This is a genomic window from Streptomyces sp. NRRL S-350 (assembly GCF_000719705.1).
Taxonomy (GTDB): Bacteria; Actinomycetota; Actinomycetes; order Streptomycetales; family Streptomycetaceae; genus Kitasatospora.
Genome location: NZ_JOHO01000019.1, coordinates 71,926 through 98,321, shown reverse-complemented (window position 1 = coordinate 98,321; position 26,396 = coordinate 71,926). Strand labels below are relative to the sequence as shown.

Annotated in this window: 24 protein-coding genes; 9 read left to right on the top strand and 15 right to left on the bottom strand. The window is 74.1% G+C overall.

Annotated elements, in window-relative coordinates; genetic code table 11:
* Positions 1-168: 168 nt before the first annotated feature.
* Complete coding sequence (locus IF30_RS0119145; RefSeq protein ID WP_063752699.1) at positions 169-1,200, top strand: NAD-dependent epimerase/dehydratase family protein; 1,032 nt, start codon at positions 169-171, stop codon at positions 1,198-1,200.
* A 157-nt stretch (positions 1,201-1,357) separates the two neighbouring features.
* On the opposite strand, the gene IF30_RS0119140 is transcribed toward IF30_RS0119145, so the two are convergent.
* From IF30_RS0119140 to IF30_RS41670, 4 genes are all read right to left on the bottom strand, one after another.
* Positions 1,358-2,383, bottom strand: coding sequence for a 6-phosphofructokinase (locus IF30_RS0119140; RefSeq protein ID WP_030239703.1), 1,026 nt, complete (start codon positions 2,381-2,383; stop codon positions 1,358-1,360).
* 351 nt (positions 2,384-2,734) lie between these two features.
* Positions 2,735-3,463: a type 1 glutamine amidotransferase gene (locus tag IF30_RS0119135; RefSeq protein ID WP_030239701.1), complete on the bottom strand. Its 729-nt coding sequence runs from the start codon at positions 3,461-3,463 to the stop codon at positions 2,735-2,737.
* 46 nt (positions 3,464-3,509) lie between these two features.
* On the bottom strand, positions 3,510-4,772 hold the full coding sequence (locus tag IF30_RS0119130; RefSeq protein ID WP_030239698.1) for a MurT ligase domain-containing protein: 1,263 nt from the start codon (positions 4,770-4,772) through the stop codon (positions 3,510-3,512).
* Positions 4,773-5,033: 261 nt separating this feature from the next.
* The gene (locus tag IF30_RS41670) at positions 5,034-5,741 is read right to left on the bottom strand and encodes a GNAT family N-acetyltransferase (protein WP_030239696.1); all 708 of its coding nucleotides are present in this window, start codon (positions 5,739-5,741) and stop codon (positions 5,034-5,036) included.
* 341 nt (positions 5,742-6,082) lie between these two features.
* Between IF30_RS41670 and IF30_RS0119120 the strand changes: the two genes are divergently transcribed.
* Both IF30_RS0119120 and IF30_RS0119115 read left to right on the top strand, forming a co-directional pair.
* Complete coding sequence (locus IF30_RS0119120; RefSeq protein ID WP_030239693.1) at positions 6,083-10,015, top strand: amino acid adenylation domain-containing protein; 3,933 nt, start codon at positions 6,083-6,085, stop codon at positions 10,013-10,015.
* A 106-nt stretch (positions 10,016-10,121) separates the two neighbouring features.
* Positions 10,122-10,352, top strand: coding sequence for a hypothetical protein (locus IF30_RS0119115; protein WP_030239690.1), 231 nt, complete (start codon positions 10,122-10,124; stop codon positions 10,350-10,352).
* 111 nt (positions 10,353-10,463) lie between these two features.
* On the opposite strand, the gene IF30_RS0119110 is transcribed toward IF30_RS0119115, so the two are convergent.
* Entirely contained in the window at positions 10,464-10,856 is a 393-nt protein-coding gene (locus tag IF30_RS0119110) for a nuclear transport factor 2 family protein (RefSeq protein ID WP_030239687.1), read from the bottom strand.
* Between the two features lie 245 nt (positions 10,857-11,101).
* Between IF30_RS0119110 and IF30_RS0119105 the strand changes: the two genes are divergently transcribed.
* Positions 11,102-11,392 (top strand): muconolactone Delta-isomerase family protein, encoded by a 291-nt coding sequence (locus IF30_RS0119105; protein ID WP_030239686.1) that lies wholly within the window; start codon positions 11,102-11,104, stop codon positions 11,390-11,392.
* Between the two features lie 39 nt (positions 11,393-11,431).
* Here the strand turns inward: IF30_RS0119105 and IF30_RS0119100 are convergent, their stop codons facing one another.
* The 4 genes from IF30_RS0119100 to asnB form a co-directional block, all read right to left on the bottom strand.
* Entirely contained in the window at positions 11,432-11,869 is a 438-nt protein-coding gene (locus IF30_RS0119100) for a hypothetical protein (protein ID WP_030239685.1), read from the bottom strand.
* A gap of 87 nt (positions 11,870-11,956) precedes the next feature.
* Positions 11,957-13,456, bottom strand: a complete 1,500-nt coding sequence (locus IF30_RS0119095; RefSeq protein WP_078891513.1) for a pyridoxal phosphate-dependent decarboxylase family protein — start codon at positions 13,454-13,456, stop codon at positions 11,957-11,959.
* Positions 13,457-13,580: 124 nt separating this feature from the next.
* A complete protein-coding gene (locus IF30_RS0119090) occupies positions 13,581-14,687 on the bottom strand; it encodes a hypothetical protein (RefSeq protein ID WP_030239683.1) in 1,107 nt (368 codons plus the stop codon).
* A 208-nt stretch (positions 14,688-14,895) separates the two neighbouring features.
* Positions 14,896-16,746 carry an asparagine synthase (glutamine-hydrolyzing) gene (asnB, locus tag IF30_RS0119085; RefSeq protein ID WP_030239682.1) on the bottom strand — a complete coding sequence of 617 codons (1,851 nt, stop codon included), beginning with the start codon at positions 16,744-16,746 and terminating at the stop codon, positions 14,896-14,898.
* A 212-nt stretch (positions 16,747-16,958) separates the two neighbouring features.
* Here asnB and IF30_RS0119080 point away from each other — a divergent pair, with 212 nt between their 5' ends.
* Together IF30_RS0119080 and glmS are read left to right on the top strand one after the other, a co-directional pair.
* Positions 16,959-17,234 (top strand): hypothetical protein, encoded by a 276-nt coding sequence (locus IF30_RS0119080; protein ID WP_030239679.1) that lies wholly within the window; start codon positions 16,959-16,961, stop codon positions 17,232-17,234.
* Positions 17,235-17,272: 38 nt separating this feature from the next.
* Positions 17,273-19,099, top strand: coding sequence for a glutamine--fructose-6-phosphate transaminase (isomerizing) (gene glmS / locus IF30_RS0119075; RefSeq protein ID WP_030239675.1), 1,827 nt, complete (start codon positions 17,273-17,275; stop codon positions 19,097-19,099).
* 174 nt (positions 19,100-19,273) lie between these two features.
* Here the strand turns inward: glmS and IF30_RS0119070 are convergent, their stop codons facing one another.
* The 3 genes from IF30_RS0119070 to IF30_RS48705 all read right to left on the bottom strand — a co-directional run bounded on the left by IF30_RS0119070 (position 19,274) and on the right by IF30_RS48705 (position 21,256).
* The gene (locus IF30_RS0119070) at positions 19,274-20,185 is read right to left on the bottom strand and encodes a glutaminase (RefSeq protein ID WP_030239672.1); all 912 of its coding nucleotides are present in this window, start codon (positions 20,183-20,185) and stop codon (positions 19,274-19,276) included.
* 169 nt (positions 20,186-20,354) lie between these two features.
* A complete protein-coding gene (locus tag IF30_RS0119065) occupies positions 20,355-21,059 on the bottom strand; it encodes a DUF3152 domain-containing protein (protein ID WP_051710598.1) in 705 nt (234 codons plus the stop codon).
* The gene (locus tag IF30_RS48705; RefSeq protein ID WP_030239667.1) at positions 21,056-21,256 is read right to left on the bottom strand and encodes a hypothetical protein; all 201 of its coding nucleotides are present in this window, start codon (positions 21,254-21,256) and stop codon (positions 21,056-21,058) included. The genes IF30_RS0119065 and IF30_RS48705 overlap by 4 nt, the downstream gene beginning before the upstream one ends.
* Before the next feature lie 305 nt (positions 21,257-21,561).
* On the opposite strand from IF30_RS48705, the gene IF30_RS0119055 reads away from it, so the two are divergent.
* The gene (locus IF30_RS0119055) at positions 21,562-21,786 is read left to right on the top strand and encodes a heavy-metal-associated domain-containing protein (RefSeq protein ID WP_030239664.1); all 225 of its coding nucleotides are present in this window, start codon (positions 21,562-21,564) and stop codon (positions 21,784-21,786) included.
* Between the two features lie 98 nt (positions 21,787-21,884).
* Here the strand turns inward: IF30_RS0119055 and IF30_RS0119050 are convergent, their stop codons facing one another.
* Complete coding sequence (locus IF30_RS0119050) at positions 21,885-22,463, bottom strand: DinB family protein (protein WP_030239661.1); 579 nt, start codon at positions 22,461-22,463, stop codon at positions 21,885-21,887.
* 100 nt (positions 22,464-22,563) lie between these two features.
* Here IF30_RS0119050 and IF30_RS0119045 point away from each other — a divergent pair, with 100 nt between their 5' ends.
* Positions 22,564-23,607: a helix-turn-helix transcriptional regulator gene (locus IF30_RS0119045; RefSeq protein WP_051710596.1), complete on the top strand. Its 1,044-nt coding sequence runs from the start codon at positions 22,564-22,566 to the stop codon at positions 23,605-23,607.
* A 221-nt stretch (positions 23,608-23,828) separates the two neighbouring features.
* Here the strand turns inward: IF30_RS0119045 and IF30_RS0119040 are convergent, their stop codons facing one another.
* Complete coding sequence (locus tag IF30_RS0119040) at positions 23,829-24,767, bottom strand: LysR family transcriptional regulator (protein WP_030239653.1); 939 nt, start codon at positions 24,765-24,767, stop codon at positions 23,829-23,831.
* A gap of 242 nt (positions 24,768-25,009) precedes the next feature.
* Here IF30_RS0119040 and IF30_RS0119035 point away from each other — a divergent pair, with 242 nt between their 5' ends.
* Complete coding sequence (locus tag IF30_RS0119035) at positions 25,010-25,645, top strand: SRPBCC family protein (protein WP_030239650.1); 636 nt, start codon at positions 25,010-25,012, stop codon at positions 25,643-25,645.
* A 153-nt stretch (positions 25,646-25,798) separates the two neighbouring features.
* Here the strand turns inward: IF30_RS0119035 and IF30_RS0119030 are convergent, their stop codons facing one another.
* Positions 25,799-26,293 (bottom strand): HPP family protein, encoded by a 495-nt coding sequence (locus IF30_RS0119030; RefSeq protein ID WP_030239648.1) that lies wholly within the window; start codon positions 26,291-26,293, stop codon positions 25,799-25,801.
* Positions 26,294-26,396 lie beyond the last annotated feature (103 nt).

Sequence of the window (26,396 nt, the reverse complement as noted above, 5' to 3'; positions counted from 1 at the left end):
TTTCCGTCCTCGTGGCCCCGGGACCGGGTCCGGTTCGCCCGTTTTGCTTGGCACACAGCCTAGGTGGGCCTTACCTCGGCCCGTGCCCCCACCCCCTCCGTCCGGGCTCTCCCCACCGGGCGGCCCGCTGGCTAGACTGACCGACCGGTCGGCAGGGAGGCCCCAGGCATGGCGACGGAACACAGCGCCGCGGCGCGGACCACGGTCGCGCTGACCGGGGCGACCGGCTTCATCGGTTCCGCGGTCCTCGCGGCACTCGTGGCCCGCGGCGCACGGGTGCGCGCGCTGGCCCGCAGGGTGCCGCAGAGCGCCGGCCGGGGCGCCGCCTGGGTGCCGGGCGACCTCGCCGACGCGGCGGCGCCGGCGGCCCTCTGCGAGGGCGCCACGGTGCTCGTCCACCTGGCCGCCCGGGTCGACGGCGGCGCCGAGGAGTGCGAGGCGGTGAACGTCCGGGGCACGGCCGCCCTGATGGCGGCCGCCACCCGCGCCGGGGTGCACCGGATCGTCCACCTCTCGACGGCGGCCGTCTACGGCGAGGGCCCGCACGCCGGGATCGCGGTCGACGAGGTGCCGCCCGCCCCGCTGTCCGAGGCCAGCCGCACCCGCCTGCTCGGCGAGCGCCACGCCCTGGACACCGGTGCGTGCGTGCTGCGCCCCGGTCTGGTGACCGGGACGGGCGACCGCTGGGTGGTGCCCGCCCTGGCCGAAGTGGTCCGCCGGGTGCCGGTCCGCTGGGAGGGCGGCGAGGCCCGGCTCTCGATGGTGGAGCGCACCGACCTGGCCCGGCTGATCACCGCGCTCGCCCTGGACGGGCCTGCCGCACCGCCCGGCGTCCACCACGCCTCCCACCCGGACCCGGTCCGCAGCGGCGACCTGGTCGCCGCGCTGGCCGACCTCGGCCTGCTGGCCGCCCCGGAGGGCCCGGACGTGCCGTGGGACGAGTGCCGCCGGCTGCTGGCCGCCGCGCCCGGCCGGGTCTCCGAGCGGCAGTTCGGCCTGGTCGCCCGCGACCACTGGTACCGCAGCGAGGACATCTGGCGGCTCGCCGCCTGCCCGCCCGGTCCCGGCCCGCTCGCCCGCCTCCCGGAAGCCGCCGGCTGGTACCGCGCGGCGCTCGGGCTGCCCGGCGGTGAAGCGGGCCCGGTGGTCGGTGACCGGAAGAGCTTCAGCGCCGCGACCGACCTCCCGGCCCGGTTCTGAGACGCGGACGCTCGGCCGGGAAACCCCGGCCGAGCGTCCGGTCGAACTCCTCGCGCCCGGACGACCGACCGCGTGCCACGGCGACCGCCGGAAACCGCCGGGCGGGTCGGGGGCCGTCGGGTGTTCGGGTGTTCGGGTGTTCGGGTGAGGGCGGAGGTCAGAGGACCGTCTCGGCCTCCAGGTAGCGCTCCTGCGGGACGGTCTTCAGCTCGGCGACGGCCTCCGCCAGTGGCACCAGGTTGATGTTGGTGCCCTGCAGCGCGGTGATGTGCCCGAAGGCGCCCTTGTGGACGGCCTCGACGGCGTGCCAGCCGAAGCGGGTGGCGAGCACCCGGTCGTAGGCGGTCGGGGTGCCGCCGCGCTGGGTGTGGCCGAGGATGACCGGTCGGGCCTCCTTGCCGAGGCGGTGCTCCAGTTCGCGGGAGAGCTGGGTGGCGATGCCGGTGAAGCGCTCGTGGCCGTAGATGTCCTTGGTGCCCTCCTCCCAGTGCATCGTGCCGGCTTCGGGCTTGGCGCCCTCGGCGCAGACCACGATGGCGAACTTCTTCTGGCGGTCGAAGCGTTCGCGGACGACGGCGGTCAGCTTGTCGATGTGGAACGGGCGCTCCGGGACGACGATGGCGTGCGCACCGGCCGCCATGCCCGCGTTCAGCGCGATCCAGCCGGTGTGCCGGCCCATGACCTCGACGACCATGACCCGCTGGTGGGACTCGGCGGTGGTCTTCAGCCGGTCCAGCGCGTCGGTGGCGACCGAGACGGCGGTGTCGAAGCCGAAGGTCACGTCGGTGGCGGCGATGTCGTTGTCGATGGTCTTCGGCACGCCGACGATCGGCAGGCCCGCGTCGCTCATCAGCTTGGCGGCCTTCAGCGTGCCCTCGCCGCCGATCGGGATGACGGCGTCCAGGCCGAGGTCGGAGCAGTACTTCTTGGCCCGCTCCACGCCGTCGCGCAGGTGGCTGGGCTGGACCCGGGAGGAACCGAGGATGGTGCCGCCCTGGGCCAGGATGCCGCTCACCGAGTCCAGGGTCAGGGGGCGGTGGTGGCCCTCCAGGAACCCGCGCCACCCGTCCTCGAACCCGATGATCTCGTCGCCGTGGTCGACCACCCCGCGGTGGACCACGGAACGGATCACCGCGTTCAGTCCGGGGCAGTCACCGCCGCTGGTCAGCACTCCGATACGCATTAGCTTTGCAACTCCCGAGCAGAACCGAGGAACGGCCGGACCACAGGCTGGGACGACGAGCCGTCACCGTGACGGGGCGCTCCCGCGCCGGGGTGGCGGGGAGGTGGCCGTGGGGTGAAGGAGCGGCCGATCAGGACGGAACGTCCCGAATCGGCCGTGGTGTCGAGCATACGACCCCTGGTCCGGCCGGGCAGGAGCCGACGCGGGGACGGCGCCGTCGGCGCCCCCGCGCGGAAATGCGGCCTGCTGCCGAGGAGGGTGTGCAGTAGGCAGCCCCATTGTCGTACGTCCGGGGCCGCCCGCGGGCCGGGTGACCGCATGGCGGGCACCCGGGCGGGGCGGTCGGGCGTACTAGGCGGGGCGCGTCGCGGCGGCGATGCGCTCGGCGCGCAGCGCGTCGTACCAGGTGGTGTCGGCCGGCGGGAGGGCGTTGACGTCCAGTGCCAGCTTGATCAGCATGTCGGCCACGGCAGGGTTGCGCGCCAGGACGGGGCCGTGCAGGTAGGTGCCGAAGACGGTGTCCCGCCAGGCGCCCTCGGTGCCGTCGCCGGTGCCGTTGCCCCGGCCGACGCTGACGTTCGCGAACGGCTGGACGCCCTGGCCGAGGTGGGTGATGCCCTGGTGGTTCTCGAAGCCGGTCAGCTGAGGCAGGCCGAGCCGGGGGTCGACGTCGGCCAGGACGTCGCCGACGCAGCGGGCGCCCTCGCCGCGCGCGGTCCAGACGTCGAGCAGGCCGAGGCCGGGCTCGCGCTCGCCGAGGTCGTTGATGAACTCGTGGCCCATGATCTGGAAGCCCGCGCAGACGCCGAAGATGATCGCGCCGTTCTCGGAGGCCCGGATCAGGCCGCTGTCGGCGCGCAGGCGTTCGGCGGCCAGGCGCTGCGGGCGGTCCTCGCCGCCGCCGATCAGGTAGATGTCACCGCTGGTGGGGATCGCCTGGTCGGAGCGGACGTCGATCCTGGTCACGTTGAGGTGGCGCTGGCGGGCCCGGCGCTCCACGACCAGGGCGTTGCCCCGGTCCCCGTAGGTGCTGAGCAGGTCCGGGTAGACCCAGACCACGCGCAGGCTGCTCTCACTCATCCTCGAAGGCCTTCCGTCGCGTAAAGGTGGGCGTGCGGGCGCGGCATCAGCCGGCCACGGCCTTCCGCAGCTGCTGGAAGGCGGTGTAGTTGGCGATGGCCTCGATCCGGCCGGGCGGGGCCATCCGGACGGCCTGCTCCAGGGTGTCGACCACGTGGAACTGAAGTCCGGCGACCTCGAGGCGGACGGCCAGGTCCAGCTTGCGCTGGCCCATCACGAAGACCGGGTGCCCGGCGAGGCGCTCGTAGTCGACGTCCCACAGCCAGGAGGTGTCGGTGCCGTCGGCGTCGAGGGCGTTGACGGAGAGGATCACCGGGGCGGGCGGGCCGTCGATCAGCGAGAAGGTCTCCAGCCAGCCGGCCGGGTTCTTGGCCAGCAGCAGCCGGATGTCGCGGCCCTGGTACTGGACCACGTCGTAGCGGCCGGCCACGGCGGTCACCGAGCGCATCCGCTCCAGGGCGATCTGCGGGGAGACGCCGAACACGGCGGCGACGGCGGCCGAGCTGGTGGCGTTGGCCAGGTTGGCGCGGCCGGGCAGCTGCAGCTGGATCGGCCAGGCGCCGCGCTGCGGGTCGATCACGTGGGTGCCCTGGAGCGCCCAGTGCGGGTTGGGGCGGCGGAAGCCGCAGTCCTGGCAGAACCAGTCGTCGCCGGGGCGCTGCATCACGCCGCCGCAGGCGGGGCAGGACCAGGCGTCCTCCTTCCAGGCCTGTCCGGCGGCCACCCAGACCACCTTCTTGCAGGAGGAGGCGGCCCACGTCACCAGGGGGTCGTCGGCGTTGGCGATGACCACGGCCTCGCTGTCCTGCAGGCCCTCGCGCCACTTCTCGGCCATCATCCGCGTCTCGGCGGCGCGGTCGAGCTGGTCGCGGGAGAGGTTGAGCAGGGCGATCGCCTTGGGGCGGGTGTCGCGGGCGACCGTCGCCAGGTACTTCTCGTCGACCTCGATCACGCCGAAGCGGGCCTCGGTGCCGCCCGCCAGGGCGGAGGTGATGCCGGCCGGCATGTTGGCGCCGAGGGCGTTGGAGACCACCGGGCCGGCGGCGCGCAGGGCCTCGGCGATCAGGCGGGTGGTGGTGGTCTTGCCGTTGGTCGCGCTGACCAGGACGACGTCGAGGTGGTCGGCGAGGGTGGCGAGCAGGTCGGGGTCGAGCTTGAGGGCGACCTTGCCGCCGATCACCGAGCCGCTCCCGCGTCCGGCCTTGCGCGACACGGCGGCGGCGACCCGGCCGGCCGTGACCGCGATCTTGGCGCGGGCCGGCAGCGAGGCGTCGCGTGCGCCTGTGGGCTCCGATTCGGTGCCTGCCATGCTCAGTGGTTCCTCCTTGCTGCGGCACCACCCGGGCCGGATAACGGGCCGTCGGGCGGCGGGGACGGGGGTCAGCCTACCGACTCCGTCGCCCGACCGGACGATCCGGACCCCGCGCCGCCTGCTGTGACGCGGCGGAGGGGGCTGCTGACGGCCCGTCGAGGAGGGCGGTGTACGGAGCGACCCTTCATCCCTTGACGACGCTCCACCGGGGCCGCCGGGTTCCCGGGGTGCCCGGGTGAGGATCTGGTGAAGAAATGATCAGCGGCCCGGGTGGCGGGTGTGGGCGGCCGGGTACCCGGCGCCCAGCGTCGCGGTGATCACCAGGGTGCCGCCCTCGGCGTCGAAGTCCAGCGGCACCTCCAACCGGCGCATCGCGGCGATCAGGCCGGTGTTGGCGGCGTGCGTCACCGCGTACACCGTCCCGATCCCGGCCGCCCCGGCCATCGCCGCCAGCCGCCGCAGCAGGGCCGGCCCCAGGCCGTGCCGCTGCCAGGCGTCCTCGACCAGGACGGCCAGCTCCGCCTCGCCGTCGTCCCACATCAGGTGCCCCAGGGCGAGGATCCGCCCGTCGGGGGATTCCACGGCCAGGCTGCGGCCGTGCCGCGCGTCCAGCAGGTGGTCGAGGTGGCGGTCGGCGTCGCGGACCGGGCCGTGGTAGCGCAGCCGCAGGGAGGCGGGGGAGCAGCGGCCGTGCATCGCCAGGGCAGCCGCCTTGTCGGCCGGCCCTGCGGCGCGCAGCAGCAGCTCCGTCCCGTCCGGCAGGGACAGCCGGGACGGCGCCTCCGGCGCCGGGCCGGCCGGACGCTCGGGGAGGGAGGGCGACGGGGGGTGCGACCGGGCGACCCGTACCGGGCCGGTCAGCGCGAGCAGCCGGGTGGCCTGGCCGTCGGGCGCCGCGCACCTGCGGTCGGACCTGCGGAAGGGCCGGTGCCAGAGCCGTTCGGGGCGAGTGCGGGATGCCGTCATGCCACCGACGCTACCGAGGGCTCGCTTCCGCTCGGTTACGTGATCGTGAACGGACGAATGTCCGGGACGCACCCGGGACGGCGGCGCACCGGAGCCGGGACCGCGCGCCCCCCGGGCGGGACCGCGCGCCCCTGGGCTGGGCCTGCGCGCACCCCCCCGGCCGGGACAGGGCGCCCCCGGGCCGGGACAGGGCGGCCGGGGGCGCCGGGACGAGGCCGCGAAAGGTCCGGACCGCGGCCTCATGCGGGTGGGACAACGGGCCGCCGACGGTGGATCACGAACCCGGCGCTCCTGGCGAGCAGGCCGCCGGGGCCCCGAACCCCGCACCGAAGGCACTTCCCATGCGCATCGACCCGTCCGTCTCCGCCGCCACCCCCGCCGTCCCGCACGCCCGCCGCGCCCCGGCCGGCGGCGCGCTCACCGACCTGCTCGACCGGCAGGTGCGCACCCGGCCCGACGCCCCGGCCGTCATCGGCGAGGGCCGGGGCCTCACCTTCCGCGAACTGGCCGGGACCGCCCGGCGACTGGGCGCGCACCTGCGCCGGCTGGGCGCCGGCGCAGACACCTGCGTCGGCCTCCACGTCGAGCCGTCCGTGGAACTGGTCGCCGGAGTCTGGGGCGTCCTGTACGCCGGAGCCGGCTACCTGCCGCTGTCGCCCGAGTACCCGGAGGACCGGCTCCGCTACATGATCGAGGACAGCGGCACCCGGATCGTGCTCACCCAGGAGCACCTGCGCGGGCGGCTGGCCGCGCTGGCCCCGGCCGGCACGGTGGTCGCCACCCCCGACGACGCGCCGCAGACCAACCCGGTGGCCGCGGACGGCGCCGCGCCGGAGGCGCTGGCCTACGTGATCTACACCTCCGGCAGCACCGGCCGCCCCAAGGGCGTGATGATCGAGCACCGCTCGGTGGTCTCCCAGCTGCGCTGGATGCTCGGCGCCGGGCACCTCGACCCCGGGGTCACCGTGCTGCAGAAGACCCCGATGAGCTTCGACGCCGCCCAGTGGGAGATCCTCGCCCCGGCGGTCGGCGCCCGTGTGGTGGCCGGCACGCCCGGCCTGTACCGCGACCCGGAGGCGCTGGTCGCCACCGTGCGGCGGCACGGCGTGACCGCGCTGCAGTGCGTGCCCACCCTGCTGCAGGCGCTGCTGGACACCGAGGGCTTCGCCGACTGCACCAGCCTGGCGCGGGTCTTCTCCGGCGGCGAGGCGCTGTCCCGGCGGCTCGCCCGCGCCGTGGGCCGGGCCCTGCCCGCCGCCTCGCTGGTCAACCTGTACGGCCCGACCGAGTGCACGATCAACGCCACCGCGCACGTCGTCGACCCCGCCGAACCGGGCGACGGCGCCGGCACGGTGCCGATCGGCCGGCCCGTGGACGACACCCAGTGCCACATCCTGGACGAGAACCGGGCGCCGGTCGGCGCCGACGGCGTGGGTGAGCTGTACATCGGCGGTGTGCAGCTGGCCCGCGGCTACCTGCACCGCCCGGAGCTGACCGAGGAACGGTTCGTCCCGTCCCCGTTCACCCCCGGCGAGCGGCTGTACCGCACCGGCGACCTCGTGCGGTGGAACGCCGACGGCACCATCCAGTTCGTCGGCCGGGCCGACAACCAGGTCAAGCTGCGCGGCTACCGGGTCGAGCCGGACGAGATCGCCCGCGCGATCGAGGAGCACACCTGGGTGCGCCGCTCGGCCGCGGTCGTCACCGCGGACGAGCGCACCGGCCACCACGACCTCGTCGCCTGCGTCGAGCTCGACCCCCGCGAGGCCGCGCTGATGGACCAGGGCAACCACGGCGGCCACCACCAGTCCAAGGTCGGCAAGCTGCAGGTCAAGGCCCAGTTGTCCGACCCCGGCGTGCGCGACCGCGGGCAGCTGGCCGGCCGCGAACGGGTCGAGCTGCCCGGCCGGCGCGAGAGCGGGACCCAGCGCCGGGAGACCTTCGCCCGCAAGACCTACCGCTTCTACGACGGCGGCCCCGTCACCCGCGACGACCTCGCCGCGCTGCTCGCCCCCCGTCCCGCCGACACCTTCGGCCGGGACCTGGCGCTGCTGAGCTTCCCCGAACTCGGCCGCGTCCTGCGGTGGTTCGGCCAGTTCCACAGCGACGAGCGGCTGCTGCCCAAGTACGCGTACGCCTCGCCCGGCGCGCTCTACGCCACCCAGCTGTACCTGGAGACCGGCGGCCTGGACGGACTCGCGGCCGGGCTGTACTACTACCACCCCGTCGAGCACAGCCTGATCCGGATCGCGGCCGCCGAGACCCGCGAGGAGGCGTACCTGACGCTGCACTTCTCCGGCAAGCACGGCGCCATCGAGCCGGTGTACAAGAACAACATCCGCGAGGTGCTGGAGTTCGAGACCGGCCACATGCTCGGCGTCCTCGAGGAGGTGCTGCCCGAGTACGGGCTGGACGTGCGCCCGCTCGGCCTCGACCCGGCGGTCAAGGACCGGCTGGACGTCGCCGCGGAGGACCACTACCTGGGCAGCTTCACGGTCGTCCGCAACGGCGGCGCCCCCCGCGCCGAGTGCACCGAGCTGTACGTCCAGGTCCACGACGGCCGGGTGGACGGCCTGCCCGGCGGCCTCTACCGGTACGCCGACGGCGCGCTGGCGCACGTCGCGGACGCCGTGGTGGAGTCGCGGCACGTGATCGCGATCAACCAGTCCGTCCACGCCCGGGCCGCGTTCGGCATCACCGCCGTCAGCCGCGCGCCGCACGAGTGGCTGGAGTACATCGCGCTCGGCACCAAGCTGCACCACCTGCAGCGCAACGGCCGGGGCCTGGGCTTCATGTCCTCCGGCTACAGCTCCAGGACCGGCCACCCGCTGCCCGCCGCGCGCCGCATCGACGAGATCCTCGCCGGCCACGGCATCGCCACCGGCCCGTCGTACTTCTTCCTCGGCGGCAGGGTGAGCGAGGAGCAGATCCGCAGCGAGGGCATGCAGGAGGACGCCGTCCACATGAAGGGCCCGGCCGAGATCATCAAGGACGAACTCGCTGACCTGCTGCCCGACTACATGCTCCCCAACCGGGTGCTGGTCGTGGACGCCCTGCCGCTCACCGCGAACGGCAAGGTCGACCTCAAGGCGCTGGCCGCCTCGGACGCCGTCCGCACGGCCGACGCCCGCAGCGCGTACGTCGCCCCGCGCACCGAGGACGAGCGGTGGCTGGCCGAGGCCTGGGGGCAGGCGCTGAACTACGAGGACGTGTCCGTCGCGGACGAGTTCTTCGCCGTCGGCGGGAACTCGCTGATCGCCGTGGCCCTCGTCCACCGGATCAACCGCGAGTTCGCCGTCACGCTCCCGCTGCAGGTGCTGTTCGAGTGCCCGACGCTGGGCGACCTGGCCGCCCGCATCGAGCGGGCGCGCGGCAGGAGCGGTGACGGCGGTGAGGGTGGAGACGCCGGTGGGGGCGGCGACGGCAGGGCCGACGCGGCCGGCTCCCGGCTCGTCCCGCTGCACCCGGGCGACTCCGGCCGACCGGTGTTCTGCTGGCCCGGACTGGGCGGCTACCCGATGAACCTGCGGCTGCTGGGCCGCGAGGCGAGCGACGGGCGGGCTTTCTACGGCATCCAGGCGCACGGCATCAACGACGGCGAGACGCCGTACCCGACCATCCGGGAGATGGCCGCCGCCGACGTCGCCGAGCTGCGCCGGGTGCAGCCCGAGGGCCCGTACACGCTGTGGGGCTTCTCCTTCGGCGCCCGCGTCGCCTTCGAGGCGGCCTGGCAACTGGAACAGGCAGGCCGGCGGGTGGAGCGCCTGCTGCTGATCTGCCCCGGCAACCCGCAGGTGCGCCGGGACGACGGCCGGCAGTGGGGCCGCGAGGCCTCGTACGCCGACCCCGCCTACGTGACCATCCTGTTCGGGGTGTTCACCGGCCGGATCGGCGGGGCCGAGCTGGAGCGCTGCCTGGCCGAGACGACGGACGAGGACACCTTCGTCGCCTCCGTACACCGGCTGCTGCCGGACCTGGACGAGGAGGTGATCCGCCGGATCACCGGGATCGTCGGGGAGACCTACGAGTTCGAGTACAGCTTCCGCGAACTCGCCGAGCGGCGGCTGTCCGCGCCGGTGACCGTCTTCAAGGCGGCCGGCGACGACTACTCCTTCATCGAGGGCAGCAGCGGCTACTCCGCCGCCCCGCCCACCGTGGTCGACCTGGCCGGTGACCACTACGGGGTGCTGAAGGAGCACGGCGTGACCGAACTCGCCGCCGCGATCCGGGCCGTGGAACGGATCGCCGACGAGGAGACCACCTCCGGCCGCTGACCCGGACACGCTCACGGATGGCCCAGAATCCGTGAGTGGGGGAACCCCCTCGGATAGGGATGGCTCGGCTTTTCCGCCGGTCCCACCGTCTCCGAAGGGGTTCCCCATGCCTGTCCTGACGTTCGCCCGGAAGTCCGCACTGGCCGCCGCGTGTTGCGCGCTGCTCCTCTCCGCCCCGCTCGCCCTCGCCCAGCCCGCCGCGGCCGCCGACAACCACGGCCCCAAGACCCCGCAGGAGGCCGCCGCCTGCCGGAACGTGGTCGGCACCCTGCTCGGCGGCTTCGGCTCGATGCTCGCGAACTCGGCCTGCGTCATCCAGCCGGACGACCGGGGCTGACCTGCGCTCGCGTCGGAGTGCGGCGCAGCGGACCGGCAGGTTCGCTGCGCCGTCCGGGTCGCGGTGAAGGCCCGATACCGTCGGCCGGGGCGGGGGGCGCCGCGGCAGGCCTCAGGGCGTCGACGGGAGCTGGTCCAGCCGGGAGACCTGGTAGTGGGCGATCGCCCATCCCTGGCCCGTCCGCTGGAGCAGGACACCGAGGTGCACGGTGAGGGTGGGCCGGTCGGTGAAGGCGAAGTCCACGCTCAGGTAGCCCAGGACGAGGTGTTCGGCGGGTCGTCTGGTCTCCAGGACGCGGTAGTCGGCGGTCATGCCGAGGGGCTGGGCGTCGTAGTAGGCGGCGACACCGGCCCGTCCGACGCTGTAGGGGTGCAGGCCCTGGAAGATCGCGTCCTCGGTGAAGTGGGCGGCGGCCCGGTCGGGCCGGTGCTGGTCGACGGCGGCCTTCCAGCCGTCGAGGACGCCGCGCAGGATCGTCTCGTCGGCCGCGGTGCTGCGGTGCATGGCGGTACTCCCGGGGGTGGGGCGCGGGGATCGGTGGGCGGCGCTCGTCCGGCCGTCCACGGGGAGGAGCCCGCCCTCGGGGGGCGGCGCGCCCCCGGTCGGCGGACGCCCGCGGGAGATCGCCCTCGATTTCGCCCGACCGGCCCACGGGTGTGGGCCGGTCGTGGCGGCGGGCGGGCGGCGGGCCGACCATGAGGGGGCGAGAGGCGGGGCAAGCGGCGAGGGGGCGAGAAGGGAGCATGACCGTGATCGAGTTCCTGGTCGAGATCACCACCGCCATTCCCGAGGGCACCCCCGCGGAGGAGGTCGAGCGGCGGCGCGCCGCCGAGGCCGTCCGGGCCGGGGAACTGGCTGCGACCGGCCATCTGGCCCGGTTGTGGCGCCCGGTCGGCGAGCGGCGCAGCATCGGCGTCTGGCGGGCGGCCGACGAGGCGGAGCTGCGGGAGGCGGTGCTCGGCAGCCTGCCGATGTGGCCGTGGATGGCCGCAGTGGTGACCCCGCTCGAACCGCACCCGAACGACCCCGGCACGCCCTGACGTACCGTCACATCGCCGCTGTGGTGGCCGAGGTGTGGATCAGGCGATCCGGGTCGGCAGGTCCTCGACGGTGTGGCCCGTGGTGGTGAGGAGGGTGGCGAGGTCGGCCGTGGTGAGCGACCGGGGGGTGTGCAGGAAGAGCTCGTCGGTCGTGGGGTGGACGGAGAGCAGGGTGATCCGGTGGTCGGCGAGGGTCGTGTGGGTGTGCGCGAGGACCGTGGCGCGGACCCGCCAGAGCGTGGCCGGGGGCGGTGCGTGCGGGGACCACCAGGAGTGGAGCAGGGCGGTGGCGAGCAGCGCGAGCGCGGAGGCTCCCACCACGACCGGGCCGTCGGGCCCGTGGACGACGACCTTGGCGATGAGGTCGGCCGCCGTGACGGACAGGAAGACGGCGGCGAGTTCGACGGTGTCCCGGCGCCAGCGGTGGGTGCGTCGGGCGCCGGGGACACGGTGGAGGGAAGGCTTCGAGTGCTCCATGCCACCACCGTGCCCGACCGGTGTTTCCCGACCGCGTAGCCGCCGTGACCAGGTGGTTACGGTCCGCTCGGGGCTGTCGCGGGGCTGTTACGCAAGCAGGTCGCGGGCCGCGTCCTTGACTTCGGCGAGGAGGAGGCGCAGGTCGTCCTCCGTCGTCGCGGCGTTGAGGAGGCAGGCGCGGAGCATCTCGTGCTCGCCGAGGCGGGCGCCGGTGACGAAGACGCGGCCGCGTCGCTGGACGGCGGCGGGCAGGTCGCGGTTGAGGGCGTCGCGGGCGGCCGGGTCCAGTCCGGAGGCGCGGTGTCGGAACGCGACGATCGAGGTCTGGACCTCGGCCAGCAGCTCCAACTCATCGTCGGCCCGGACGAGTTCGCCGAGGCGGCGGGCCAGGTCGGTGCACCGGGCGATGTCCCGGGCGAGGCCGGTGCGGCCCCGGTGGGCGATGGTGGCCCAGACCTTGAGGGCCCGGAACGGGCGGGTCTGCTCGGTGCCGTACTCGGAGAACCAGCCGAGCGCGCCCGCCGCCTCGTCGCGCAGGTAGGACGGGACGAGGCTGAAGGTGGCGCGCAGCTCGTCGGTGTCGCGGACCAGGGCGCAGCCGCAGTCGACCGGGACGCCGAGCCACTTGTGCGGGTCGAGGGCGAGCGAGTCGGCGCGCTCCAGGCCGGCGTAGCGGTGGGCGATGGCCGGGTCGAGCCGGCCGAAGGCGCCGTACGCGCCGTCCACGTGCAGCCAGAGGTCCTGCTCCTCGCACAGGTCGGCGATCGGGCCGAACTCGTCGACGGCGCCGGTGCCGACGGTGCCGGCGGAGGCGACGACGAGGAAGGGCAGCAGGCCGGCCGCGCGGTCGCGTTCGACGGCGGCGCGCAGGTCGGCGGTGTCCAGGCGGCCGTCGGGGCCGGTGGCGACGGTGCGCAGGTGCCTGCTGCCGAGGCCGAGGAGTTCGGCGGCCTTGCGGACGCAGGAGTGGGTCTCGCCGGTGACGTAGCCGACCAGCGGGGGCAGCCCCGCCAGGCCGTCCTCGCGGATGTCCCGGCCGGCTCGGCGGGCGGCGCGGTCGCGGGCGGCGGCGAGGCAGACGATGGTCGCCATCGAGGTGCCGGAGGTGAGCAGTCCGCCGCCGGCCGGGTGCGGGAAGCCGACGAGTTCGGCGATCCAGCGGACGACGGCGCGCTCCAGGTGGACGTCGGCGTGGTCGCCGCCGGCCGAGCTGGGGTTCATCGCGGCGGCGGCGAGGGTGGCGAGCACTCCGGCGGGGGCGGGGGCCGAGTTGACCCAGCCGAAGAAGCGCGGGTTGCCGTTGCCCATGGGGTGGGGGAGGACGTCCTGCCCGATGGCGGCCAGCAGCTCGGCGAGCGGGCGGCCGCCGGCGGGCAGCGGGGCGTCGAGCAGGGCCCGGCGGGCGTCGTCGTCCATCGGCTGCCAGACCGGGCGGCCGGGGAGTTCGGCGAGGTAGTCGGAGACCAGCTCGGCGGCGGCGTGGGCGGCGGCCCGGAAGTCCTCGGCGGAGAAGTCCTCGGCGAGGGGGTGTTCGGCGGGGAAGTCCTCGGTGCGAGGGGTTTCGGCGCCGGTGTCCTCGGTGGTCATGGCGGGCGTGCTCCAGGGGGGCCGGGGAAGGCGCGGCGTCCTCGGCGCACCCGGTGGTCCGGTGATCCTACGGAAGAGGCCCGCGCCGTGCGGCGCGGGCCTCTTCCGGTGGGATCGGACGTGATCAGTCCAGGGAGCCGGACAGGCCGCCCGCCGAGCGGCAGTAACTCTGCATCTCCTTGTTGGTGATCTTGGCGCAGAGCCGTCCGGCCGCGCCGCCGTCGGTGTAGTTGACCGTGTAGTAGCTGACCAGACCCTCGGCGCAGGCCTTGCGCTGCCAGCCGTCCGCGGCGGTGGCGCACTGCTGGGCGGCCCAGTCCTCGCGGTCGAGGTTGTACTTCATGGTCCGCGAGCCGACGCCCCGGCTGCAGTCCACCGCCCCGCCGCTCGCCTTGCCGTTGAGGCACCACTTCAGGGCGTCGGCGTAGACCTCGGGGTGGTTCGGGTAGTCGTGCGAGGAGAGGTAGAAGGTCGGGGCGTAGAAGAAGCAGGCGGACTGGAACAGCGAGGGCTGGTCCTTGCAGGGGTAGAGCGGGTCCTGGGCGAGCTTGTCGGCGGGCAGGTTGGCCTTGGCCTGCTCGTCCTCCTCGTCGGGGCCGAAGAGCTGCATGAACAGGCCCTCGGAGCAGCGGATCCGGTTCTGGTCCGTGGTGAACTTGTTGCACAGGTCGCGGGCCTTGGTGACGTCCTGCTTGGCGACGAACATCGTGCCGTGGCCGACGCCGTGGATGCAGGGGCCGCTGTTCTTGGGCGCGCAGAGCTTGAGCAGGTCGACCTCGGGCTGGGTGGAGGCGTTGAGCATCTCCTCGACGGCGCCGTGCAGGTAGCCGGCCGCGCAGGTCTCGTGCGGGAACGAGATGACCTTCTGGAAGTCCGCGTTGAAGCGCTTGACCGCCGCGTGCCCGAGCTCGTGCGCGATCGGGTGGCAGAAGCGCACGGTGTACGGCTTCTCCTTGGTGATCTTGTCGAGGTCGGCGAGGGCGACGCCTGGATCGGTGGCCTCCATCTCGGCCATCATCTTGTTGCGCAGGGTCGAGCGGGTCCACACCGCCGGATCGCCCGTCGGGGCGGCGCTCGCGGGGCCCCCGGTGCCGGCTGCCGCCGGCTGGGCCCCGGCGGGGGCCGGGGTCGCGGTGGCCGCCGCGGGCGACCAGTCGGTGACGGCCACCGACCCGAGGCCCAGGACGCCCAGGAGCACGGCGGTGAGAATCGCGAAGACTCGCGGCTGCATGGCGGGATCCCCCGGCGGATCGAGGTGAACGGTTCGCTCCCATCCTGACGGCACGGGGGCGGGAAACCGTGATTTCGCCCGCCATTCGGGAGGTGTCGGCGACGCTACCGCACACTGCGACGCCCGGGCGCGGCGGGATGGTTCCCGATGATCACCCGGCGGCGCGGCGGCCCGCGCGCCCGGACCGCCGCGCCGGCCGGTGCCGGGGTCAGAGCTCCAGCGTGACCTGGTACTCCGTCAGCCAGGCGTCCAGGTCGAGCGCGAGGTCGACACCCAGCCGGACGGTCTGCGGGTCGGTGTCCGGGGCGAGCGCGTCGGCGAGGCGCCGCCGGTCGAGGAGGCCGAGCGCCGGGGAGGTCCGCGCGGCGGCGAGCCGGGCGAGGCCGGAGCGCAGCTTCGCGGGGTAGTGCGGATCGGTGGTCACCGGGTACGGGCTCTTCGGTCGGTCGGCGATCGCCGCGGGCAGGACGTCCCGGACGGCGGCGCGCAGCAGGCTCTTCTCCCGTCCGTCGAAGCTCTTCATCGCCCACGGAGTGTTGAAGACGTACTGGACGAGCCGGTGGTCGCAGAACGGCACCCGCACCTCCAGCCCGTTGGCCATGCTCATCCGGTCCTTGCGGTCGAGCAGGATGCAGACGAAGCGGGTCAGGTTGAGGTACGAGATCTCGCGCATCCGCCGTTCGAGCGGGTCGGCCCCCGGGAGGTGCGGGACTTCCGCGATCGCCTCCCGGTAGCTGCTCCGGCGGTAGTCGTCCAGGTCGAGCTTGCGGAGCAGGTCGGCGTCGAGCAGCTGTTCGCGCGGGCCGCAGCCCGCGCCGGCGATGCGGGTGAGGGCGGCGGCCCAGGGGAAGTCCTCGGTGGCGATGCTCGCCGGGTCGTGGAACCAGCGGTAGCCGCCGAAGAGCTCGTCCGCGGACTCGCCGGAGAGGGCGACGGTGGAGTGGCGGCGCACGCCCCGGAAGAGCAGCAGCAGCGAGACGTCCATGTCGCCGACGCCGTTCGGCAGGTCGCGGGCGCGCAGCACGACGGAGCGCTGGGAGGGGTCGGTGAGCTCGGCGCCGTCCAGTTCGACCACGCTGTGGTCGGCGCCGACGTGCCGGGCGAGCAGCCGGGCGTACGGGCCGTCGGGGGTCTGCCGGACGGCGTCGGCGTGGAAGGCCTCGCCCTGGCCGGCGAAGCCGACGGAGAAGGAGCGCACCGGGCCGGCTCCGGCGGTGCGCAGGAGCCGGGCGGCGAGGGCGGTGACGGCGCTGGAGTCCAGGCCGCCGGAGAGCAGGGAGCAGAGCGGGACGTCCGCGTCGAGCTGGCGGTGCACGATGTCGTCGAGCAGGGCCCGGACGGTGGCGACGGTGGCCGCCAGGCCGTCCGTGTGCTCGCGCGCCTCCAGGGCCCAGTACCGGCGCACCGACACGCCCTCGCGCCGCACCCGTACGACGTGTCCGGGCCGCACCTCGCGGATGCCCCGGTACGGGGTCAGTCCGGGGGTGCGGGTGTAGCCGAGGAGTTCGCGCAGCCCGTCCAGGTCGACCGCGGGGCGGACGGCGGGGTGGGCGAGCAGGGCCTTGACCTCGGAGCCGAAGACCACGCCGTCGGGGGTGGGGTGGTAGTGCAGGGGTTTGACGCCCATCCGGTCGCGGACCAGCAGCAGCTCCTCGCGCCGGGCGTCCCAGACGGCGAAGGCGAACATGCCGTTGAGCCGTTCGGCCAGGCCCTCGCCCCACTCCAGGTAGGCCCGCAGCACGACCTCGGTGTCGCTCCTGGTGCGGAAGCGGTGCCCGGCCGCCTGCAGTTCGGCGCGCAGCTCGCGGTGGTTGTAGACCTCGCCGCTGTAGGTGAGCGCGGCCAGCAGTCGGCCGTCCCGCTCGACCGTCATCGGCTGGGCGCCGCCCTCGACGTCGATCACCGCGAGCCGGCGGTGGCCGAGGGCGGCGTGCGGCTGGAGCAGGACGCCGCCGGCGTCGGGGCCGCGGCGGCGCTGGGTGGCGGTCATCGCGTCGAGGATGTCCCGTTCGGCGGTGAGGTCCCGTTCGAAGGCGACCCATCCGGTGATCCCGCACATCAGCACGCCTCCGGTCTTCCGCTTCGTGATCAGGGGATCACGCTACGTGTGGAGCCGATGCCGCTACAAGGGTCGGAGTGAAGACGGCAGGGGGGATCGGAGGGCCGCCGAGCGCGGTTTCTGCGGGAAGCTGAGCTGAAAGTCGTAAAGTCTGCCCGATTTCGGGCAGGAACTTTGGTTCCGGCGGTCCGCCCCACCTAGGCTCCTCACTCGTGCCGAGCTCACCCCACCCTCACGAAGACCTCCTCGCCCACCTCACCCGGACCAGCCCGCTCGGGCCCCGGGAGGCGGCGCGGGTCGTGGCGGAGGTGCTGGCGTACTTCTCCGAGAACACCGAGGAGTACGTGCGCCGCCGCCACACCGAGCTGCAGGCACGAGGTCTGACCAACGAACGGATCTTCGCGCGGCTCGCCGAGGAGCTCCCGCAGCGCCGCGTCGCCGCGCCGGAACTCTCGGCCCGCCAGCTGCGCCGGATCGTCTACGGCTGAGCGCCGCCGCCCCGTCACTACCAACGAGGAGTCCACGCATGTGCGGAATCGTGGCCTACATCGGCCCCAAGGACGCGACCCCCTTCCTGCTGGAGGGACTGGCCCGGCTGGAGTACCGCGGCTACGACTCGGCCGGTGTCGCCGTCACCGGACGCGGCGGCGGCATCAAGCTCCGCAAGGTGAAGGGCCGGGTCGCCGACCTGGCCGCCGCCGTACCGGCCCGGTTCAAGGGCACCACCGGCATCGGGCACACCCGCTGGGCCACCCACGGGGTCCCCAGCGACGCCAACGCCCACCCCCACCTGGACAACGCCGACCGGATCGCCGTCGTCCACAACGGCATCATCGAGAACGCCGACGAACTGCGTGCCAAGCTCACCGCCGACGGCGCCGTCTTCCGCTCCGAGACCGACACCGAGGTGCTCGCGCACCTGATCGCCGCGCACGTCACCGAGGGCGTCGAACTGGAGGACGCCGTCCGGGCCGCGCTCGGCAAGGTGGTCGGCACGTACGGCATCGCGGTGCTCGACGCCGAGCAGCCGGACCGGATCGTGGTCGCCCGCAACGGCAGCCCGATCGTGCTGGGCATCGGCGAGAAGGAGATGTTCGCCGCCTCGGACGTCTCCGCGCTGGTCCGCTACACCCGCCAGGTCGTCCACCTGGAGGACGGCGAGCTGGCCACCGTCCGGGCCGACGGCTTCCGCACCTTCACCGCGGACGCCCGCACCACGCACCGTCAGCCGTCCACCGTGGACTGGGAGGTCGACTCCTACGACACCGGCGACTACGAGCACTTCCTGCTCAAGGAGATCCACGAGCAGCCCGGCTCGGTCGAGCGCACCCTGAGCGGCCGGCTCGACGAGCGCTTCGCCACCGCCCACCTCGGCGGCCTCAACCTGGACGCACGGGAGCTGCGCGAGATCCGCCGGGTCAAGATCCTCGGCTGCGGATCCGCCTACTACGCGGGCGAGATGGGCGCGCAGCTGATCGAGGAACTGTCCCGGATCCCCGCGCACAGCGAGCCCGCCTCGGAGTTCCGCTACCGCAACCCCGTCATCGAGGCGGACACCCTGTACGTCGCGGTCAGCCAGTCCGGCGAGACCTACGACACGCTGGCCGCCGTCCAGGAGATCAAGCGCAAGGGCGGCCGGGTGCTCGGCGTCGTCAACACCGTGGGCAGCGCCATCGCCCGCGAGTGCGACGGCGGCATCTACCTGCACGCCGGGCCGGAGGTCTCGGTCGCCTCCACCAAGGCCTTCACCTCCACCGTGGTCGCCTTCGCCCTGCTCGCCCTCCACTTCGGCCGGATCCACGACCTGTCGCCCGCCGACGGTCGCCGGATCGTCTCCGCCCTGCAGGCCCTGCCCGACCAGATCCGCGAGGTGCTGGACCAGAGCGAGGCGATCGCCGCGATCGCCGCCGAGTACGCCGAGTCGACGGGCATGATGTTCATCGGCCGGGTGCGCGGCTACCCCGTCGCCCGCGAAGGCGCGCAGAAGCTCAAGGAGATCTCCTACATCCACGCCGAGGCCTACCCGGCGAGCGAGCTCAAGCACGGCCCGCTGGCCCTGATCAGCCCCGAACTGCCCACCGTGGCGCTCGTCCCCGACGACGAACTGCTCGACAAGAACCTCACCTCCCTCGACCAGATCAAGGCCCGCCACGGCCGCGTCCTCGCCGTCGCGCACCGCCGCCCGGAGGAACACCTCGCGGACCACTGCATCCTGGTGCCCAAGAGCGAGCCCGAGCTGGACCCGCTGCTGCTCAACATCCCGTTGCAGCTGCTGGCCTACCACGCGGCCGTCGCCCTGAAGCGGGACGTGGACAAGCCGCGCAACCTGGCGAAGAGCGTGACGGTGGAGTAGCCGTCGGCGCGGCGAGGCAGCGGGCCCCGGTCGTCGTGCGGACGACCGGGGCCCCGGCGCTTGAGGGGGCGGGTGGTCGCGGGCCCGGGTGGTCTGCTCGCGGGCCCGGGTGCCCGTGGGCCCGGGTGCTCTGCTCGTGCGCCCGGGTGCTCGGGCGTGGGTGGTGCGGGCTGCTCAGAAGACGGAGCAGCCGGAGAGCGTGGTCAGGGTGTCCAGGGCGGTGACCGCCGCGACGGAGTTGCCCGCCTGGTCGAGGCGCGGGCCCCAGGCGCAGACGGCGGCGCGACCGGGGAGTATGGCGAGGATGCCGCCGCCGACGCCGCTCTTGCCCGGCAGGCCGACCCGGAAGGCGAACTCGCCCGCGGCGTCGTAGGTGCCGCAGGTGAGCATGACGGCGTTGAGGCGCTTCGCCTCGCTGCGCGACACCAGGCGGGTGCCGTCCGCGCGCACGCCGTAGCGGGCGAGGAAGGAACCGGCCAGGACCAGGTCCCGGCAGCCGGCCGTGAGCGCGCAGTGGGCGTAGTAGTGCTCCAGGACGGTCTCGACCGGGTTCTCCAGATTGCCGTGGCTGGCGATGAAGTGCGCCAGGGCGGCGTTGCGGTGGCCGTGTTCGGCCTCGGAGGCGGCGACCACCGGGTCGGTGTCGAGGCCGGGGTTGCCGGACTCGCGGCGCAGGAACTCCCGCACCGCGCCGGAGGCGTCACCGGTCAGCGTCTGCAGGCGGTCGGTGACCACCAGGGCGCCCGCATTGATGAACGGATTGCGCGGGATGCCGTGCTCCGTCTCCAACTGCACGAGGGAGTTGAACGGGTTGCCGGACGGCTCCCGACCCACGCCCCGCCAGAGCGCGTCGCCGCCGTACGCGACCGCGAGCGCCAGGGAGAACAGCTTGGACACGCTCTGGATGGAGAACGGCTGCTCCCAGTCCCCGACGCCGTACAGCTCGCCGTCGACGGTGGCGACGGCCATGCCGAACGCCTCCGGATCGGCGGTGGCCAGCGCCGGGATGTAGTCCGCGACCTTCCCCCGGCCCGTGGTCGCCCGGGCGGCTGCTTCCGCGGCCTCCAGCAGCACCGGCCAGTCCAGGCTCTCCCCGCCGGGCACACCGTTCAACGTTCCTCCTCCACCGGCACCGCGTACGGACATGATCGGGACCGGGCGCGCGGTGCGGGCGGCGTCCGGTCCGACCAGGATTATCCGCGTTTCGGGAGGGCGGTCCGCTACCGGGTGGGAGACCGCGGACCCGCGCCCCGGATCACGGCGCGTTGGTGGGGGCCTGCACGGGCGGGCCGGTGAGCAGGGCGCCGGTGTCCGAGTAGGGCCAGCCGTTGGGCACGCAGCCGTGCAGGCCCTTGATCTGCTGCATCATCACCGGCGCCGGGGCGCCCGGGCCCGGGCAGTCGACGTGGCCGTTGCCGAGGATGTGGCCGACCTCGTGGTTGACCGCCAGCGCGTGGTACAGCTCGGGCCGGCCCTGGTAGAACTCGGACAGCTCGGTCCAGCGCTTGAGGTTGATGACGACCTGGTGGGTGACGCCGCAGTTCACCCAGCCGCCGGTGTCCAGCCCGTACTGGCCGCAGATCCGGTCGGTGGAGCGGGGGGTGGCCAGGTAGACGGTGAAGTCGACCGGGTCGGCGGGCACCCGCTGGAAGGCGGCCGTACCGTCGGCGGCCCAGCCGTGCCGCACGTCGCCCAGGATCGCGTCCACCTCGGCGGCGAACTGCTCCGGGCTCTCCGCGATCCCGTTCTCCACCCGCACCTTGTAGCGGTACAGGTGCTCGCCGGTGCCGAACCGGGCTGAGCCGCCGGGCGCCGTGGTGAAGGCGAGCGGGGCCGACCCGTGGCCCCGCCCGCTCCACGGCTGCCACCACAGCAGACCGGCCGTCAGGGCCGCGACGGCCGCCAGCGCGAGAACGCCGTGCAGGCGCCTGCGGGGACGGAACCGGGTGAGCGCCCTCAACGGGTGCTCGCAGCCGTGAGGCGGGCGCGGCCGGTGGGGCGCGCGGATCCGGTGGGGCGCGCCGAGTCGCGGCGCAGGCCGGAGTCGCTGTGCGGTGTGGGCCCGCTGGGCGGGGTGGGCCCGGTGGGCGGCGCGGCTTGGGGCGGGAGGAAGGCGGTGGTGTCCGGTCGGGCGTGGGGCGGGGCCAGGATGGACATTGCGGTACGGCTCCAGTGCGGGGTCGGCGGTCGGGGCGGCCGGGCCCGGCCGGGGCCGGCCACGCGACGGGGTCTGCACCTGGAGGACGGAAGGAGGCGGAGCCACGGTTCGGACAAGTGGCGGACGTCACGTTCGCCGCCCCCTGTCGGACACGGGGTGCGCCCGGTTCCCGGAACCGCTCGATGGTGTCACCCGTACGGCGTGTCCCTGGGACCGGCCGCCGGAATCCGGTGTCGTGGGTCGAGCCGACCGCGGGCCGATCCGCGGTCGGCCCATCCACCGGAACGCCCATGGAGGCACCCTCATGTCCACCACCGTCGTATCCGCCGTGTTCACCGTCGACGGGATGAGCTGCGGCCACTGCGAGAGGACGGTCAGCGCCGGGATCGCCGCCCTGCCGGGAGTCATCGACGTCGTCGCCGACGCACCGAGCGGGCGGGTCACCGTCGCCTCCGCGCAGCCCCTGGAGGAGGCCGCCGTCCGCGGCGCGGTCGGCGGGGCCGGGTTCACGCTCGTCGGACGGGTCTGAGGGCGGGGTGGTGGGCGGCGGAGGGATGCGGCGGTGGGGCCCCGGGGGTTGCCCGGCGGCCCCACCGCCGACGGGCTCAGGCCCCACCGCCGACGGGCTCAGCCCATGCTCTTCGCGCCGTCCAGCGACTCGCGGATGATGTCGGCGTGGCCCGCGTGCTGGGCGGTCTCGGCGAGGACGTGCAGCAGCACCCGGCGGGCCGACCACTCGGCATCCTGCTCGAACCAGGGGGCCTTCGGCAGCGGCTGGGTGGCGTCCAGGTCGGGGAGGGCTGCCACCAGCTCGTCCGTCCGCTGCGCCACCTCCTCGTACGCGGCCAGCAGGCCGGCCAGCGTCTCGCCGGGCAGCATCCGGAAGTCGTCCGCGCGGCGGGCGACATCGGCCTCGGTCCAGTTGGTGAAGTCGGGCATCGCGGTCGGGCCGGCCACGATGAAGTCGGCCCAGCTCCGCTCGACCGTGGTCACGTGCTTGATCAGGCCGCCCAGGCACAGCGCGCTCGCGGTGGTCCGCAGGCCGGCCTGCTCGTCGGTGAGGTCGCGGGTGGTGAAGCGCAGGAAGTGCCGCTGCTGGCCCAACGCGGCCAGGAGGTCGGCGCGCTCACCGGTCGCGGCGGTGGCGGCGGTGGCGGTGGTGGCAGTGGTGGAGGGGGTGGTGGCGGTGGTGGCGGTCGTGGTCATGGCTCTGGCCTTCCGTTCGGTTCCTGCTCCCTCGGACAAGAACCACGCTACGGACCATAGCGGCCACTTTCCGTCCTGAATTCCGGCGAGAATCGGAGGCATGGCCAACACCAGCTCCCGCACGCTGCGCCTGCTGTCCCTCCTCCAGACCCACCGCTACTGGCCCGGCGGGGAACTGGCCGACCGGCTCGGAGTCTCCGTCCGCACCCTGCGCCGCGACGTCGACCGGCTCCGCGAACTCGGCTACCCCGTGGAGGCGCAGCGCGGTGTCGACGGCGGCTACCAACTGGCAGCGGGCGCGGCGCTGCCACCCCTGACCATCGACGACGAGGAGGCCGTGGCCCTGGCACTCGGCCTGCAGGCCGCGGCGGAGAGCCCGGTGGAAGGCGTCGCCGAGGCCTCGGTCCGGGTGTTGGCGAAGGTGGCCCAGGTGATGCCGGCCCGGCTGCGCCGCCGGGTCGAGGCACTGCGGGCGATGACCGTCCCGGCCGACTGGGGCACCCCGGCGGGCGCGGGCGTCGACCCGGACGCCCTCACGGTGGTGGCGCTCGCCTGCCGGGACGGCGAACGGATCCGCTTCTCGTACACCGCCGCCGACGGCAGGGGGACAGACCGGCAGGTCGAACCGCACCGGCTGGTCTGCCTGAACCGTCGCTGGTACCTGGTCGCCTACGACCTCGACCGGGCCGACTGGCGCAGCTTCCGCCTCGACCGGCTGACCGCGCCGACCGGCAGCGGTGCACGCTTCGCGCCGCGCCCCCTGCCGGCCGCCGATGCCGCCGAGTTCGTCCGTGCGGGCCTCCACGGCGTGCCCCGCCCGCACCGGGTGGAGGCCCTGGTCGAGGCACCGGCCGACTACGTCAGGGAACGGGTCGGCCGCTGGGGCACCGTCGAGCCCGTCGCCACCGGGCGCTGCCGGCTCCTCATGACCGCCGACTCCCTCGACTGGCCCGCCATGGCGCTGGGCTCCCTGGGCGCCGACTTCCAGGTGGTCGGGCCGCCCGGGCTGCGCGCGCTGCTGGCGGACTGGAGCGACCGCTTCGGCAGGGCGGCGGAGTCGGGGGAGCCGGGGGAGTCGGACGCGGGGGCGGGGGAGTCGCTGGAGGGGGATGCGGGGGCGGTGGACGCGGAGCCGGGGGAGTAGGACGTCGCCTTCGCCGACCCCTGGTGGCCCCGGCCGGGGCGTATCACCGCCGCGTCCGTTTCCGATCGGCCGTCGAGCCGGTGGAGCCGAGGAACCGGTGGAGTCGAGGAACCGGTGGAGGCGAGCGAGCTGTGGGCGCCGGTGACCCGTCGGCAGCCGCGGCTGGGCCACGGACTCGGCGTGTGGTGCGTCCGCCGGGGCTTCGACGGGACCGGGCGCAGTCACTCCTCCTGGGGCCGGTGATCGGCCGGCGGGGACGGGGCGGGCGCGGCGCAGTGGGCGGCCACGGTGTCGGCGAAGGCGCGGGCGAGGGGGCCGAGGTTGTCCCAGTCGCGGACGGCCCAGCCGGCGGTGAGGGCGGGCAGGTCGGGCAGGGGCAGGAGCCGCAGGTCCGGGTGGCCGGGGCCCTGCCACTGCGGGAGGGCCGGGACGACGGCGTGGCCGAGGCCGAGTTCGGCGAGCAGGATCGCGGTGTCCCAGTCCGCGACGCTGGTGTCGAAGACCGGGCGGATGCCCGACTTGCCGAGCCAGGAGTCGAGTTGGGACCGGGCGACCGAGTTCTGCGGCAGCCCGATGAGCCGGGCGTCCTGCAGGTCGGCGGGCTTGACGGGCGCGGTGCGGGCCCGGGTGGCGAGCGGGTCGCCCGCGGCGACGGCCAGCACCCACGGCAGGTCGACGACCGGCCGCTGGTCGATGCCGCGGACCGGTGTGCCGAGGGTGATCCAGGCGAGATCGACCCGGCCGGCGGTGAGCGCCTCCAGGCAGCTGCGGCTGGAGACCTCCGTTTGGAACTCCAGGCTGACGTGCGGGAACCGCCGCCGGAACGCCACCACGGCCGCGGACATGAAGTGCCGGATGCTGGTGGCACCGGTGGTGATCCGGACGGATCCGCCCTCACCGCGCGCGAGTTCCGCGATCCGGTGCAGCGCGTGGTCGATGCTGCCGAGACCGGTGGAGACGGCGGCCTGGAGCAGACGGCCCGCGCTGGTGGGGACCACCCCGCGCGGGTGTCGCTCGATCAGGGAGAGGCCGAGTTCCCGTTCGAGGCGCTTCACGTGCTGGCTGACTGCGGACTGGGTGCAGCGGAGGTCGCGGGCGACGGCGCTGAGCGAGCCGGCCCGGCAGACCGCGGCGAAGACGCGGAGGTCGTCGATGGTCACGGAGGCCCAAGGTATCGCTTGGAGGTCCCCCAGCAAACCGGTGGATTGACTTGGGTGTTCACCTGGATCGATCATCGACCCAGGGCCCAGGGCGGCAACCCGCCCGCTTCCTTCGCGGCGTTCCGGGCGCACAGGCGGGGGCGCGGGCGGGTGTCGACCCGCACTGATTCAACCTATTCGAACCTAGTCGACCCGTTCGACCTGCAAGACGTGTCACGGGCAGCAGCAGAGGGGGAGCGGGTATGCGGTACGCCGACGGGCCGGGTACGACGTGCGAGGTGTTCGTCCGGGCACCGATGGAACGGGTGTGGGAGTTGGTCACCGACATCTCCCTGCCCGCCCGGCTCAGTCCGGAACTCCACCGCGTCGCCTGGCTGGACGGCGCGGACGGCCCCGCGCCGGGCGCCCGCTTCGAGGGCCACAACCGCCGGGCGGACCTGCCGGACTGGCGGACGGTCTCCGAGGTGACAGAGGTGACCACGGTGACCGCGGTGACCGCAGTGACCGATCTGGCGGAGGCAGCAGAGGTGACCGAGCTGAGCGGTTCGGTTGATGCGGCCGACCCGGCCGTGCTCAGCGGTCCGGCCGGCCACCGCGCGTTCGCCTGGGCCGTCATGGACGTGGACGGCCGCTACGGCGACCCGGTCTCCGACCCGGCCGGCGCGCTGGCCCGTTGGCGCTTCGACCTCACCCCCGAGGACGGCGGCATCCGGCTGCGCCAGTCGGTGGTGATCGGCCCCGGCCGCAGCGGCGTCAACCTCGCCATCGACGCCAAACCGGCGTACGAGGAGAGGATCGTCGAATTCCGCCTGGGCGAGCTGCGCACCGGCATGACGGCCACCCTCGACGGCATCAAGTCGCTGGCGGAGCAGGACTGATCCGCGGTGTCGCGCTGGTCCGGTGTCGCGCTGGTGCGGTGTGTGTCGCCCCGCCCGCCATTCCTGCTCGGTGCGTGAGCCGGTGCGACGTCCCCGCTGAACGGGGGGAGTGGGCGGCCGCTCTTCCGATCGGATGACCCCGGCCTGCCGCGCTCACCAGGAGAGCGGGTAGCGGACCGGATGCCCGCCGATGCGGCCGGGCAGCAGGCCGATGACGACCAGGAGCCCGGTGGCCAGCACGAGCAGGGGGAAGAAGGGCACGGGGTGCGGTGCCTGCAGGACCACGATCACGGACGTGGCCGCCGCGGGGGAGTGGGAGAGGTGAGTGAGCATCATCGCGCCCAGCGAGAGCCCGGCCGCGATCGCCGCGCCCCAGGCAGTGCTGCCGGTGACAGCGAGAGTGGCGAAGCCGATCACGGCCGACATCAGCTGACCGCCGACCAGGTTGCGCGGCTGTGAGATTGGCAGGCCGGGTGCGCCGTGCACCAGTGCCGCGCTGGCCGCGAGCGGCGGGATCAGCAGCGGTTGGTGGAGCAGTACGCCGACCGCGACCAGGAGGAGCAGGGTGCCGATGGCGAAGACCGTGGCCCGCAGGACGTGCAGCGGGTGCGGTCTGGGCGTGGCGGCGGCGGACGGGGGCGTGGGCATGCGCGAGTGCTCCGGATGGGGGAACGGGGGGCTCGCCGATGATAAACAGATTGTTGAGGGAAAGGCCGGGCGTTTTGCCTGCTGGACAACGCCGTCCACGAAC

What these genes read in the sequence shown, in the direction of transcription:
- asnB (WP_030239682.1), bottom strand. Translation starts at nt 16,746, where the DNA reads ATGTGCGGGATCACCGGATGGGTCGCCTTCGAACGGGACCTCACCGCC.
- IF30_RS48705 (WP_030239667.1), bottom strand. Translation starts at nt 21,256, where the DNA reads ATGTCCATCCTGGCCCCGCCCCACGCCCGACCGGACACCACCGCCTTC.
- IF30_RS0119035 (WP_030239650.1), top strand. Translation starts at nt 25,010, where the DNA reads ATGCGGTACGCCGACGGGCCGGGTACGACGTGCGAGGTGTTCGTCCGG.
- IF30_RS41670 (WP_030239696.1), bottom strand. Translation starts at nt 5,741, where the DNA reads ATGACGGCATCCCGCACTCGCCCCGAACGGCTCTGGCACCGGCCCTTC.
- IF30_RS0119130 (WP_030239698.1), bottom strand. Translation starts at nt 4,772, where the DNA reads ATGGCAGGCACCGAATCGGAGCCCACAGGCGCACGCGACGCCTCGCTG.
- IF30_RS0119140 (WP_030239703.1), bottom strand. Translation starts at nt 2,383, where the DNA reads ATGCGTATCGGAGTGCTGACCAGCGGCGGTGACTGCCCCGGACTGAAC.
- IF30_RS0119145 (WP_063752699.1), top strand. Translation starts at nt 169, where the DNA reads ATGGCGACGGAACACAGCGCCGCGGCGCGGACCACGGTCGCGCTGACC.
- IF30_RS0119100 (WP_030239685.1), bottom strand. Translation starts at nt 11,869, where the DNA reads ATGGAGCACTCGAAGCCTTCCCTCCACCGTGTCCCCGGCGCCCGACGC.
- IF30_RS0119090 (WP_030239683.1), bottom strand. Translation starts at nt 14,687, where the DNA reads ATGCAGCCGCGAGTCTTCGCGATTCTCACCGCCGTGCTCCTGGGCGTC.
- IF30_RS0119030 (WP_030239648.1), bottom strand. Translation starts at nt 26,293, where the DNA reads ATGCCCACGCCCCCGTCCGCCGCCGCCACGCCCAGACCGCACCCGCTG.
- IF30_RS0119115 (WP_030239690.1), top strand. Translation starts at nt 10,122, where the DNA reads ATGCCTGTCCTGACGTTCGCCCGGAAGTCCGCACTGGCCGCCGCGTGT.
- IF30_RS0119050 (WP_030239661.1), bottom strand. Translation starts at nt 22,463, where the DNA reads ATGACCACGACCGCCACCACCGCCACCACCCCCTCCACCACTGCCACC.
- IF30_RS0119135 (WP_030239701.1), bottom strand. Translation starts at nt 3,463, where the DNA reads ATGAGTGAGAGCAGCCTGCGCGTGGTCTGGGTCTACCCGGACCTGCTC.
- IF30_RS0119055 (WP_030239664.1), top strand. Translation starts at nt 21,562, where the DNA reads ATGTCCACCACCGTCGTATCCGCCGTGTTCACCGTCGACGGGATGAGC.
- IF30_RS0119045 (WP_051710596.1), top strand. Translation starts at nt 22,564, where the DNA reads ATGGCCAACACCAGCTCCCGCACGCTGCGCCTGCTGTCCCTCCTCCAG.
- IF30_RS0119095 (WP_078891513.1), bottom strand. Translation starts at nt 13,456, where the DNA reads ATGACCACCGAGGACACCGGCGCCGAAACCCCTCGCACCGAGGACTTC.
- IF30_RS0119110 (WP_030239687.1), bottom strand. Translation starts at nt 10,856, where the DNA reads ATGCACCGCAGCACCGCGGCCGACGAGACGATCCTGCGCGGCGTCCTC.
- IF30_RS0119120 (WP_030239693.1), top strand. Translation starts at nt 6,083, where the DNA reads ATGCGCATCGACCCGTCCGTCTCCGCCGCCACCCCCGCCGTCCCGCAC.
- glmS (WP_030239675.1), top strand. Translation starts at nt 17,273, where the DNA reads ATGTGCGGAATCGTGGCCTACATCGGCCCCAAGGACGCGACCCCCTTC.